Genomic DNA, 13,161 nt, shown 5'->3' on the forward strand with positions numbered 1-13,161 from the left:
TACACCTCGGAAGACCATCGCGGAGACCCAAACTCACACAGAGCATGGATCGGCCGCTGGAATCGCAGAACTACGCGGCCACCTTGAGGAACTCGTCGATTGTCTCGAAGAGTCGGTCCAGGTCGTCGGCGCCGAACAGAACGTCGGGGCCCTCTGGGGCGTAGGCCGTGAAGGGGGACTCGTAGATGCGGCGCTTCTCGACGAAGCCGTGTTCAGTGAGGTAGTTGATGATCAGGTTGACGAACTCGATCTGGTTTCTTGTGTACTGGGCCTCATCGAGGAAGTCCGCGAACGCACGCTTCGCGGCCGCGCGATCGAGCCCGACCAGTGACCGGATGAACAGTCCGAAGCTTCCGACTCGCTCAGCCGCCGTGGCGAACAGCTCCTCATCGCCCAGGCCCGCCTCGAGAAGGGTCCGCTGGAGTTGTGCCAGGTCTCCGGCGGCAATCGGCTCGCCGTTGCGGACCTTCACTACGGCTGGGGTGTCGAGGTGTTCCTTCAGATAGTGCTGCACCTTCTTCTCGAATTGGGCGAATCCGCTGCCACCGGCACCGCCTCCAGCTCCGAATATGGCAACCTCGTCGCCCTCACCGATCGCGTCGTCGAAGTCGGAGTACACGACGTTCTTGCGTGCCTTCTCGATCAGCGGGACCAGAAGTCGAAGCCGCTTCCTGACTTCTTCGAGCATCGGGTAGGTGGCATCTACCCACCACTCGTCCTCCTGCACCGCAAGGATCAACTCCAAGTGCTCGGCGATCACCGGGATCGCCTGCTGGTCTTCGAGCAGCCCTGCGATGCGCATGACCATGCCCCTCTGGCGCTCGAATGGATCGCCTCGAAGGAGCCTGAGCTGCGCGTTGAGGACCAAGACGTCGAACCGCTTGGCGTCTTCGTGCTCGGGGTCGAGCTGGTCGGGAAGATCGGCGAGCGAGTCCGCCAGCGAGGCAAGATCCTCCACCGACATGGTCTCCCATGCGTCGGATTCGCGGAACCGTTCGACGAGTTCGAGGTGTGGTCGCACCAGAAAGTTGTCCGGGTTCATCGACGCGATCTTGTCGCGGAGCACCTTCGCCAACACAGATCGCTCGTCGTCGTGGACTCCAAGCGCGTCCAGCGCCTGGATCAGCTCGAGTCGGGTCTTGAAGATCTGCACACTGAGAGGCAACCCGACAGCGGTCTCCGCGGACCCCAGTGGATGGCTGAAGTACTCGAGGTTCTGGCAAAAGTCGAAAATGCTGAAGGCGGTCTTGTGCTGGCCCGGGCCGAACAGATCGGGGCACAACCGCGTTCCGCGACCGATCATCTGCCAGAACTTCGTCTTTGATCTGACCTGTTTGAAGAACACGAGGTTCACGCACTCAGGTACGTCGATCCCGGTGTCGAGCATGTCCACCGAGATCGCGATATGTGGTGACTTCTCCTTGATCGAGAAGTCGTCGATCAGGCTCTGCGCGTACTTGGTGCTGTGCGTCACAACCCGGGCGAAGTTGCCGTTGTCGAGTGCCGGGAAGTGGGTGATGAACCGCTCGTAGATGAACTCCGCGTGTTTCTGGTTCTTTGCAAAGATGATGGTCTTGCCAAGCCGATCGCCCCCGGCAACCTTGAGACCGAAGGTCATCAGGTGTTTGAGCACCTTGTCGACGGTGTCCTTGTTGAACAGCCACTTGTTGAGTTGGGCGGCCCCCACTTCGCCGGGGGGGTCAAGCACGTTACCGTCCTCGTCTTCGCCCCAGTCCAACTCGTCCCACTCGTCCTTCTCGTCCTCGGAGAGATCGTCGTACTTGATTCCCGACCGCACGAACTTCAGCGGTACCGACACCGCCTGAGGCGGAACCAGGAATCCATCATCGATCGCCTGTTCCAGTGAGTACACATCGGTGGGGACGCCTGTCTCGAGGTCGAACAGGTCGTAAGTGTTCTTGCTGACCTCGTCCTTCGGGGTGGCGGTGAGGCCGACGAGCAGAGAATCGAAGTAATCGAAAATACCCTTGTACTTGCGGTACACCGACCGGTGGGCCTCGTCGATGATCACCAGATCGAAGTGGCCGACCCCGAAACGGCGGGTGCCGTCGGGCTTGTACTCGTCGATCTTCCCGATCATCGTCTGATACGTCGAGACGTAGATCCGCCCGTCCTGGTCCCCCTCGGTGACCAGATTGACAGCGGACGAGTGGGGCAACTGGGTCTTGAAGACGTTGACGGTCTGGTTGACCAGGGCTGTGCGGTCGGCGAGAAACAGCACACGCTTCACCCAGTTGGCACGCATCAGTAGGTCGGCCAACGCAATCACATTGCGTGTCTTGCCGGCACCAGTGGCCATGACGATCAGTGCCTTGCGCTGCCGATCATTTTCGAAGTGCTCTGCCACTGCCCGAACAGCACGGCGGTGGTAGTACCGCTCCACGATCTTGCCGTCGATCTCCACCTCCGCGAGCGGGATTCGAGATTTGCGGCGTTGCACCAGCAGGGCCAACTCGTCCTTGGTGTAGAAGCCCTGGACCGGCCGTGGTGGGTAGTAGGTGTCGTCCCACAGCCAGTGGTCATATCCGTTGGAGTAGAAGATCACCGGGCGCTGGCCCGTGGTCGCCTCAAGACAGTCGGCATAGAGCTTGGCCTGTTGCTGGCCAGTTTGCGGGCTCACCAAGGTTTTCTTCGCCTCGATCAGCGCAAGCGGCAAACCGTCATCACCCCACAGGACGTAGTCGACGTAGCCGATGCCCGAAGCCGACGGCATGCCGTGCACCTCGAACTCGCGGTCCCGCGCATCGGTGAGGCCCCATCCGGCCTCTGTTAACAGGGCATCGATCTTGAAGCGCCGGGTCTCCGCCTCCGACCAATCGAACTCCTCCGCAGGAATCGCAGCCGCGGCCTTCTTTGCAGCAGCAATCTGGGCGATCAGTGCCGCTCGCTCAGCTTCGAGATCCTCAATGGTGCGACCTGCCTCAGCCAGACGCAGCCTTGCCTCCTCAGCGTCGGCTGCCTCGGCCTCCAGCCGTTCTTCGAGCTCCTGACGCTCCTTCAACGATGCGGAGTGGCCGACCTCCTCAGGCTTCAGGAGATTGGGGTCGAACCGAAGACCGTGGTCCGGCTTCTGAGCACGGCCGTAGGTGAACGCCAACCAGAAACAGAACTGGAAAAGCGCCGACACCACCTCGACCGCTTCAAGACTCGTCGGCGGCTTTGACTCATGGACCGCCCGATTCCCGGCGCGCTGAATCTTCTTCGCCACACGGAACACATGACCATCGGCGAGCGCCTTGAATGCTGGCTCGTTCACGTACGCGTTCAGGGCAGCCTCGTACGGCTGCGGCAGCTGCCCATCATGCGCGTACACCCACTTGACGCCCGACTCCAACGCCCGCCGCGCATGGATCGCCGCCGCCCCCGGATCAGACAGCGCATATCGCTCCGCCTTCTCGGCTGCCTCAAAGGCAGAAGGGAACTCAGCCCGAAGAAACGAGAACTGCGACTCGCTCACAACTCGCCTCGGAAAGCTCGCTGCTGGAGGGAGGCGAACAGGGTGTCGAGCCGAGACTCCGAATCACGCAGCTCTGCCACCCGCCGATCGACCGAGCTCTTCGATCCGGCGAAGGACCCTTGCAGTGAAAGCGGAGGCACCGGAATCTCAGCCCTGCCGATAATGCCCATGTTGAGACCCGGCATCACAGCGCCCCGCGTCGCTCCTAGCTGGCGGCGGACGTCGGGGTGGATGCTCAAGCAACCCCAAAGGTAATCAGGAAGGCACCGACCCTGGTCGAGGGTTATGCAACATAGGTGCTTCGTATTGATGGCAGTCGGTATGCCGTCAGGTACAACGGCAACTCTCCCGCACGTCGCCATGATGGTCACGAGTACGTCGCCCGGGAACACGGTGTACCGCTTCAGATTCTCGTACTTCTCGTGAGAGATGTAGCGTCGCTCTCCCCACGCGAATCGGTTCTGGACGGCGTTGTCGATGCCAAGGACGGCAACGCCGGCGTCCGTGAACTCCGAGTGGAGAAGCTGGCTGCCGAATGGACCGGTCCGAATCGATCCCTTCGTCGGAGCGGCCAGCTCGTCGATGGTGGAGACAGTCCACTCACTCGTGCCGGCCTTGACGAACATGTCGATGAAGATGGCCTCGGTGAGGGTGTCGAGCTTGGCGATGGCTTGGCGGCGCTTGGCTCGGAGCGCATCTGCCGCGTCCAACACCGCCGCAATCCGCCGCTGCTCCTCAATCGGCGGCAGCGGGATCTCAAGCTCGGCCAGGCCCCCGTTGGTTATTGCAGGCTGTATGGCCCCGGTGCATAGACGGTCCTTCGCAGTTTGAAACTCGCAACTCAACAGGTAGTTGCGCAAGTACGCGGGCTCCAAGTGACCCGCCCGCGCTCGCAAGATGACGAATCCCGTGGAGAGGATGAGCAACTCGTCGCTCGCACTGAACTCTCGGACCTTCGTTGTGCCGCGCATCCGCGCCAGACAGACGTCGCCAGCTCGGACTTGTAAGTTTGCCCGACTCGGTCGCTGGTCATAGGTGACTGAAGCGGACTCCAGGCGTCCGTCATCGTGAAGGTCTCCGGTGGCAACGTACGGACGGGTACCTTGAAAAGGCTGCACCCGATCAGGCGCCAGATCAGCAACATCCAGAAGTGGCACCTTCAGGTGGGTCATCCGAGCATCGCCCTGAGCTCGTCAAGTCCCTCTTTGATGTCCCCTTCCAGCGCGGCCAAGTCATCGAGGATCTCTACCGGCGCCGGATAGTCGATCCCGTCGTACACGATCTCCTTGTAGCGGTTGATGCTCAGGTCGTAGTCGTTGGCCACGATGTCGGTCTTGGGGACGCAGAATGACTGGTCGGTGCGTGCCCGGGCGCGTTCCGACTCGTCGCGGTCAAACCATCGGGCGAGGGCATCGGGAAGGTTGTTGCGGGCGTGCTCGTCCTTGGTCAGCGGCACGTCGGGTACGGCGCCGAGCTTGCCTTCCGGGAGCAGCGGGGTGCGCTTGTCGTCAAGGCTGTATCCGTCGGCTTGGAGGTCGTAGAACCACACATGGTCGGTGCCGCCTGAGTCGGTCTTGGTGAACAACAGGATGGCGGTGGAGACCCCGGCATACGGCTTGAACACGCCCGATGGAAGCGAAACGATGCCGTCGAGTTTCTGGTCCTCGACCAGGATGCGACGCAGCTCCTTGTGGGCCTTGGTCGAGCCGAAGAGCACGCCGTCGGGGACGATGATCGCTGCCCGTCCGCCCGGCTTGAGGAGGCGCAGGCACAGCGCCAGAAACAGCAGCTCGGTCTTCTTGGTCTTAACCACCTGGAGCAGATCCTTGGCAGTGCTCTCGTAGTCGAGCGACCCGGCAAAAGGTGGGTTAGCCAATACCAGCGAATACGCCTCGATATCGCCGGCGTGATCCTCGGCCAGGGAGTCCCGATACTCGACCTTCGGGTTCTGGACGCCGTGGAGTTGCATGTTCATCGACCCGATTCGCAGCATCGTGTTGTCGAAGTCGTACCCGTGGAACATCCCGTTGTGAAAGTGCTTCGACTTCTCGGGATCGGTCAGGGCAGACGGGTCAGTGCGCTCGATGTATTCACGCGCTGCGACCAGGAACCCACAGGTGCCACACGCTGGGTCGCAGATCGAATCGGTAACAGTCGGCGCCGTCATCTCCACCATCAATCGGATGATGTGACGGGGCGTACGGAACTGCCCGTTCTGTCCGGCTGAGGCGATCTTGGACAGCATGTACTCGTAGACATCGCCCTTGGTGTCGCGGTCTGCCATGGGGACCGCATCGAGCCCGTCGACTGCCTTTTGGAGCAGGGCCGGAGTGGGAATGGTCAGGCGAGCTCCGGCCATGTGCCGGGCATGCGAGCTGTTGGCAGCCCGGGCCTGCAGGAATGGGAACACATACTTGTCTACGAGTTGGTACAGATCCTGGGGGTTGCCGAGATCCTTGAAGCGAGACCAGCGCAGATCGGAGTAGGGGCGGCCCTCTGCCATCCCGTCGGGCTTGAACTCCTTACCCTCAGGAAAGATCACATCATCGAGAGGCTCGCCAGTCCGGTTGGCCTTGTTCTCAGCCAAGGTCTGCCGCTCGTCGAGACCTTTGATGAAGAGTAGGTAGGTGAGTTGTTCCATCACCTCGAGGGGGTTGGAGATGCCCCCCGACCAGAAGTCGTTCCAGACGGCGTCGATCTTCTGCTTCAGATCCCCCGTGATCACGTCGTCGCCTCCTCCGCCCCGGCATTGCCTCTGCCTCTACATCGCGCCAACACCAAATCACGCCGTCTTGAGGCTGGCCACCTGGCTCGAAAACTCCGGGTGCCGGCGACGCCAATCGTGCATTATGACCGTGCCGAGAGCCCTCCATCGGCCCGCACTACCCTCAGCCTCGGCACCGGAACGCGTTTCCCGCCAACGAACGCGCGCACCCGCCCTCGTAGGGACGGGCGCGAAACCCGGGATGCGTTGACCGCCTAGCGGCGTGGTCGGGGTCCGGAACGTGGTTCGGCGATTTTCGGAACGCTCAGCACGAGCGCCAGGGCACAGCCAGCCCCTCAGCTCACATGTGGGAAGGTCGACAGACAAGGCCTCGGACATGGCATGCACGGCACTCCTGAGACTGCCGTGCATGTGGATCTCCGCCCACGAACGGTTACGGGCCGGGGATTGCTCGCTTGAGAAACTGATCGAATAGAGGCACAGTGAATGCGGTGTCACCGTGAGCAGGGCTGTAGATCATCCCCTTCTTGATCAACCCAGAGCGCCGCGGGGCCACACTCTCAACCCGCACTCCCAAAGCCTGAGCGATGTCTCCGCTTCGTTGGGGGCCGGGGCCGAGTTCGGCCATTGCCCGAACGTACTCCCGCTCTTTGGGCGTTAGCCGGTCGAGGCGTACCCGAAAGAAATTCGAGTCCAGCGCCGATTCCACCAGTCGCGTCGCAGCTTCAACATCCTCGAACTTGATCCTCTCAACGGACGCCGAGTTCCAGGCGTGTTTGCCCCACTCCTGAAGAAAGTAGGGGTACCCCGCAGCCCGGCGAACCATGGCGGTCAAGGCATCTTCTTCAATCACGACCCCTGCCGCTTCTGCCGGTACCGCAAGAGCTGCCCGCGCCTCGGCGTCCGGTAGGGCGCCGATGAGCGGAAACTCGAACAGCCTCTCCGAGTAGGACTTTGCCTCACCCGCGAGTCCAGGCAGCTGTGGGAGTCCGGCTCCCACAAGTACTACTGGCAGGTTCAACTGGGTAGTCCGGTGGATACCCACGATCAGGGCAGCTAACTCCTCGGAGTCGAGATACTGCACTTCGTCCACCGCGATGAATACCCCGAGTCCGCGGTCAGCGCCAGCTTCCCCTGTCGCGACCAGCAGCTCGGTCAGATCCTCCGAGAGGACCCCCGAGTCTCCCGTTCCCCGAATCGGGTCCACATCGATCCTTATTGAATGACCGTCGGGGAGTGTCAAGGTGAAGCTCCCAAGGACCCCGAGAGCCTTATTGACAGCCCGGGAGACCGGACCGGATGACAACGAAGCAAGGATCGCGCGCACCTTCACGGCCAGAAGCGTTGGGAAGCTGCCGGTTTCCGGAGCTTCGAGGAAGCCTGTCTTGTAGCCTTCGTCGCGGGCGATCTCCTCAAAGCGATTCAGGAGCACCGTCTTGCCCACTCCACGGAGGCCGGTTGGCATCAGGCTCTTGTCCGGAAGCCCGCGCAGCGCACGCCTAATGGTTATCCCGAAGCTGTTGATCAGTTCGTCTCGGCCAACCAGGGCGGGCGGACTGGTCCCGGCGCCTGGGCGGTAGGGGTTTTCAAGCGGGTCCATGGCCAAACCTTATCAAGCTTATTCGGTGGACGGATAAGGTCTGTTGAGATGTCGAAGCCGACATGAGGGAAGACGAGTTCGGAGCCTCGACTCCGACGAGAACACCCTCGATCACTCCGTATGGCAGATCCCCGGGCCTCCGCCGCCCACGACCGACGACTCGCGCGCGAGAGCGCCGGTCCACCACTTGCCGAATAAGGCAGGCGCCACTCCTAAGGCCCGGAAACCAGAAAGAACTATCGGATTCAGATAAGTCCTTAGTAGAGCTCCCGCCACCCCGGAAGACCATCTCGGAGCCATTACCCTCCCCCAGCAGTGGCCTGGGCCCAGTTTCGCGCCACGAAACGCGCCCACCCGCCCTCGTAGCTCAGTGGAGAAGAGCAACGGTTTCCTAAACCGTGTGCGAAGGTTCAATTCCTTCCGGGGGCACCCGCACGCCGTTTCTTGTCACACCCGAGTGGCACATTGCAAGCCATGGAACGGCACTATCTCATCGAGGCGGTCGGGTTTGCCCGTAAGGCGAATCAGGCGTTGTCGCCTGGCCGCTGTTCGGAGGCTGAGGCTCGGGAGATGCTGGGGCGGTATGCCGAGTTGGAGAAGCTCGCCGCGTTCGGCAAGACGGCGTTGGCGGCCCGGCTCGGTGATCCTGGTCGGCTTGCCCGGGCGTCGGGAACGTCGATAGGCAAGGCCCGTGAGGCAATGAAGACGGCCCAGGCGGCGGAGGCGACGCCCGAGTTGGGGGCGGCGTTGCGTTCGGGGGCGGTATCGCTTGATCAAGCGACGGAGATCGCCCGGGCGGAGTCCGCCGCCCCGGGCTCGGCCGGACCGCTCCTGGACAAGGTGCGCGCCGGAGCCCCGTTCCATGTGCTCCGCGAAGACGCCCGACGGGTCTGCCTCGAGGCTCAGAGTTCCCAAGGCCTGGCACAGCGCCAGCACCAGGGCCGATTCCTCCGACACGGGATCACCGAAGACGGATTGATTCGTTTCGAGGCCGAGCTGGAGCCGCATGTGGGGACACCGCTGGTGAGCCGTCTCCAGGCCGAAGCCAAGCGGCTATCCCGCCAGGAGAAGGCCTCCGAGCCGTTCGAGCGATATCTAGCCGATGCCCTTCCCGCGGTTGCCGCTGGTGGCCCGGGCCGGAGCCACACCGAGATGGTGGTCCTGGTCTCCCATGGCGTCGCCGAGCGGGGCTGGCAGGACGTCCGCGACGACGAGTTCTGCAAGATCCCCGGCGTCGGACCGATCGATCCTGGCGTTGCCCGCACGATCGCCGGCGATGCTTTCCTCACCGGGCTCCTCTACGACGGCGAGGACCTCCGCCAGGTGCGTCGGTGGGGTCGGCACATCCCGGTCGAGGTTCAGGTCGCTCTCGGCCTCGGCAACCCGCCGGAGTTCGACGGGGTGAAGTGCATCGACTGTGGCAACCGGTTCTTCATCGAACGCGACCACATCGAACCCCGCGCCAGTGGAGGGGAAACCGCCCTCGACAATCTCACCGACCGGTGCGAACCGTGCCACCACCGGAAGACGGCACGCGATCGCGAAGCGGGAGTACTCGGGTCGCGGCCACCCCCGCGACGCAAACACTCGGGAGTCATGGCCAACGGCCCACCCTGAACCGGAAGTCTGGCCGGGACGAGAACGCTCGATCGAGCCGACACACATCCCCCCAGCCCCGATCAGCGGCTACGAGTCCCGGATGGTGCCCATTGCAGCCAGCGCTGCCAGGAACGGCTCGACCATCGACTCGTCGGTGTGGAGGTGGGCCGAGAGACGCACCTGCAACCGCTTGGAGGCGCGGACGGCCGAGACGCCGACCACCACGCCATGCTCGGAGAAGCTCGCGTGAAGCGCCCGTGCCGCCGCAAAGGGGTCTCTCACGGGCGGGCCGATCGTGAAAGCCGCCATCGACCCGACCATCGACTCGGGACCTGTCGGCACGAGACCGCTCACCTCGTTCACCCGGGCGCGCATCGAGTGCATGACCGAGCGATTGCGGTCCATGACCTCGACCCATCCGCCCGGAAGCATCCCGGCAACCGCGCTGATGGAGAAGGGGACCGACAGGTAGGCCGTCGGGTCCGCCGTCCCGCTCCAGTCGAATCGGGCCCGGAACGATGTCTGGCCCTCCTTGGCGTGCCCGGCGCCGTGGCTGACCACCAGGGGCCGCGCCCGCTCCTGCCAGGCCTGGTTCATCCAGACGAACGCCGAGCCCTTGGGGGCGCACACCCATTTGTGCCAGTTCCCGGTGTAAGCCGCGCACCCGATCGCATCGATGTCGAGCGGGAGCATCCCCGGCGCATGGGCCCCGTCCACGATCGTCTCCACCCCGCGCTCCGCCAGGGCAGCCACGATCTCGGCCACCGGCAGGATCAGGGCGGTAGCACTGGTCACATGGTCGATCATCGCCAAACGGGTCGACGGCGTCACCGCCGCCAGGATCGATTCCACGACCTCCCGGGAGCCTTCGACGGGGACCGGCAGGTGGGCGGTGCGAACGGTGACCCCGCGCTCGGCGGCGATCTCTTCGGCCGCGAGGGAGGCCGCCTCGTACCCGTGATCGGTCACCAGAATCTCGTCCCCCGGCTCGAACACGGCATTGCGGAGCAAGGTGTTGACCCCGTGGGTGGCGTTAGGAAGAAAGGCGTAACCGGCGGGGTCCGCGCCGACGAAGGCCGCCGACTCCTCGATCGCCCCCGCCAGCAACTCGTCGTACTCGCTCGTGACGAACCGCACGGGCTCGTGTTCCATTCGCCGCCGCAACTCGCTCTGGTGGTCCAGCACGGAACGAGGGCAGGCGCCGAAGGAGCCGTGGTTGAGAAATGTGACCGCCGGGTCGAGCGCCCACAGGTCGCGAAGAGTCGTCATGGGGTGATGCTCGCGCGTCGCCGAAGAGAATCAAGAATCAAGTCACCAGTCTCCAGTCACCATCCCCATTCGCCGCCGTCTGACTGGGGACTGGGTACCGGGGACTGGCTCAAGAATCTCACTTCCGCCAAGGGGATTCGTTCCATTGGCGGGTCGCCGTCGTGGTCCCCATGGCCTGCACAAGCGCCACCACCACCAGCACTGCGGCGATGAGCAGCAACCAGGGGAGGGAATCGGATCCGCTGCCGGCGACGCCCTCAGGTGGAAGACAGGCGGCCTGACCGCTCGCCGGCTGGGTCCAGCCCGCGGGGCACGGGCTCTGACCGATGGCTCCGCTGCCCGGGACGAAATGTCCCGGGTCGGCCGGGACGCACGCCTGCTGGCCGGGCCGAGGTTGGTAGGTGCCGGGAGGGCACTCGGTCGCGCTGGTCGCCGCAGGGCCGGACACGAACGAACCGGGGACCGCCAGAAGGCACTCGACTCCTCCACGATCCGGCTGGAAGGTGCCCGGGGTGCACCCCGTCTGCGCTGCCTGGCCCGCCAGCGGAACGGCGTACCCGGGATCGGCCTCGATACACGCCGACGCCCCGCTGGCTGGCTGGTACGAGCCGGGCGAGCAGGGCTGTTGGTTCACCGATCCGGTCCCTGATACGAAGTGGCCCGGTCCGGCGCTTACGCAGCTGTCGGAGAGTCGGTTCGGCTGGTAGGTGCCCGGAGGGCAAGGGATCTCTGCGGTAGCCCCCGACTCAGCGGCGAAATGGCCGGCCGAGGTCTCCACACACCGAATCGCCCCCGACTCGGACTGGAAGGTCGTCGGCTCACAAAGGATGAATTCGATCGCACCGGCCGTCGGCACGTGGCTGCCGGGCGGCGCCTCCTCGCAGTGGGATGCCCCCGCCTCGGGTTGGTAGGTCCCGGCGGCGCACAACCGTTGCGTGGCACCACCCGGCTCTGCCACGAACCGGCCGGGGTCCGCCAGCAAGCAGTAGGTCCCGCCGCCCGAGGGCTGGTAGGTGCCCGCCGGGCATGGCGCCTGGGTCACCGACCCTTCTGCCGCCACGAAGTGGCCCGGGTCCGCCGCATTGCAGCCGCTGGCACCCGTGGCCTGCTGATACAGCCCCGGCGGACAGGGGGCCTGCTGGATCGCCCCTTCGTCGGCGACGAAGTGGCCCGCCGCGGACGCGATGCATTCGGTCATCGCCGCGTCGGGCTGATAGGTGCCCGGAGGACAGGGAACGCAGTCGCTGCCATCGAACCGTTCCCCGGCGACGCAGTCGGCCTGCTCGGCGGCCGAGGCGGGCGGGGGGTCGACGGCAAGCCAAGCCGTCACCGCCAGGATGATGATCGAGGCCCCGGCGGTGGTCCTTCGCATGCGATCCCTAATCGTGCTCGTCGTCGTCGGGGCGGGAGGCCAGATGGAGAAGCATGACCGCCGGCTTGGTGGTCACCTTCACCAGATCGATCAGGCCGCGTCCGACCACTTTCGGGACCCGATGGAACTTGGGCCCACCCACGAATCCCCGGCGGGCGAAGTACAGCCATAGCCCCACCGCCACCACCACCATCGACCCCACCACGATGAAGTAGCCGTACCTGGTCCTCAGCTCCGGCATGTTGTGGAAGTTCATGCCGTAGATGCCGGCCACGAGCGAGAGCGGCAGGATGATGGCCGAGAACACGGTCAGGACCTTCATCACGTCGTTCGCCCGCTCGGCAACCGTGCTGCGATAGGTCTCCAAGACACTGCCGAGCAGCAGCCGGGACCCCTCGAGGACTTCGGCGAGCCGGTTGAAGTCGTCGAACACATGGCCGAGGCGGCGAGCCCCCCGGGGGGAGATCCCGGGAAGGTCGCCTCGGGCGATCACCCGGAAAGCCTCACGCTGGGCGACGACTGCCGACCGCAGGGTCTGGACGTCGCGTCGAAGTGCGAGCACTTCCGCAGGGACAGACGCTTTCGCGGCAAGGGCATGATCCTCGAGTTCGTCGATCCGCTCTTCGAGGCCGTCGGCGATCGGTTGAAACCGGGAAGAACCGGCTTCGGCCACCCTTGCCCAGAAGAGATCTGGGGCGAACTCGGCCATCGCTCCGGTGGCGATGATGTGCTCTCGGCCCCAGATAAAGGCCGGCAGGTCCTCCTGATGGAAGGTCACCAGGTAGTCATCGGCGACGAAGATGTCGTACTCGGTGGTTCGCAGCCGATCGGACGCCTCCAGGGACAGCCCGTGCCCGACCACGAAGGTGTACCCCGAATGGTCTTCGACCTTGGGATGCTGGCTCCAACTCAGAACGTCTTCTACGGCGAGGGGGTCGAAACCAAAATCGCCCCCCACCTGGTGAACCTCTTCGGGGATGAACCCGGTGACATCGAGCCAGACCCAGCCACCAGCGGATCGGACCTCCGCGAGCCGGCCCGGATCCACCTCGACGGCCTCGGTCGCACCGGCAGCAACGTGGAACAGGTGGCGCATGGCTTCGATTATCGGCCCAATG

The 13,161-nt window shown here is 64.2% G+C and carries 8 protein-coding genes and 1 tRNA gene; 2 read left to right on the plus strand and 7 right to left on the minus strand.

Annotated elements, in window-relative coordinates:
- Positions 1-70: 70 nt before the first annotated feature.
- From WD184_01165 to WD184_01180, 4 genes are all read right to left on the minus strand, one after another.
- Positions 71-3,478 (minus strand): DEAD/DEAH box helicase family protein, encoded by a 3,408-nt coding sequence (locus WD184_01165; protein ID MEX0825359.1) that lies wholly within the window; start codon positions 3,476-3,478, stop codon positions 71-73.
- Positions 3,475-4,650, minus strand: coding sequence for a restriction endonuclease subunit S (locus WD184_01170; protein ID MEX0825360.1), 1,176 nt, complete (start codon positions 4,648-4,650; stop codon positions 3,475-3,477). The genes WD184_01165 and WD184_01170 overlap by 4 nt, the downstream gene beginning before the upstream one ends.
- Positions 4,647-6,203 (minus strand): class I SAM-dependent DNA methyltransferase, encoded by a 1,557-nt coding sequence (locus tag WD184_01175; protein ID MEX0825361.1) that lies wholly within the window; start codon positions 6,201-6,203, stop codon positions 4,647-4,649. Before WD184_01175 ends, WD184_01170 begins: the two co-directional genes overlap by 4 nt.
- A 433-nt stretch (positions 6,204-6,636) precedes the next feature.
- Complete coding sequence (locus WD184_01180; protein ID MEX0825362.1) at positions 6,637-7,803, minus strand: ATP-binding protein; 1,167 nt, start codon at positions 7,801-7,803, stop codon at positions 6,637-6,639.
- Positions 7,804-8,159: 356 nt separating this feature from the next.
- On the opposite strand from WD184_01180, the gene WD184_01185 reads away from it, so the two are divergent.
- Positions 8,160-8,232, plus strand: a tRNA-Arg gene (locus WD184_01185).
- 45 nt (positions 8,233-8,277) lie between these two features.
- Entirely contained in the window at positions 8,278-9,420 is a 1,143-nt protein-coding gene (locus WD184_01190; GenBank protein MEX0825363.1) for an HNH endonuclease signature motif containing protein, read from the plus strand.
- Positions 9,421-9,489: 69 nt separating this feature from the next.
- Here the strand turns inward: WD184_01190 and WD184_01195 are convergent, their stop codons facing one another.
- The 3 genes from WD184_01195 to WD184_01205 all read right to left on the minus strand — a co-directional run bounded on the left by WD184_01195 (position 9,490) and on the right by WD184_01205 (position 13,139).
- Positions 9,490-10,671 (minus strand): aminotransferase class V-fold PLP-dependent enzyme, encoded by a 1,182-nt coding sequence (locus WD184_01195; protein ID MEX0825364.1) that lies wholly within the window; start codon positions 10,669-10,671, stop codon positions 9,490-9,492.
- Positions 10,672-10,789: 118 nt separating this feature from the next.
- The gene (locus tag WD184_01200) at positions 10,790-12,043 is read right to left on the minus strand and encodes a hypothetical protein (protein MEX0825365.1); all 1,254 of its coding nucleotides are present in this window, start codon (positions 12,041-12,043) and stop codon (positions 10,790-10,792) included.
- Between the two features lie 7 nt (positions 12,044-12,050).
- Positions 12,051-13,139 carry a magnesium transporter CorA family protein gene (locus tag WD184_01205; GenBank protein MEX0825366.1) on the minus strand — a complete coding sequence of 363 codons (1,089 nt, stop codon included), beginning with the start codon at positions 13,137-13,139 and terminating at the stop codon, positions 12,051-12,053.
- Between the last annotated feature and the right edge of the window lie 22 nt (positions 13,140-13,161).

Source organism: Acidimicrobiia bacterium, assembly GCA_040878325.1.
In the GTDB taxonomy this organism is placed as follows: Bacteria; Actinomycetota; Acidimicrobiia; order Spongiisociales; family UBA11373; genus JAUYIV01.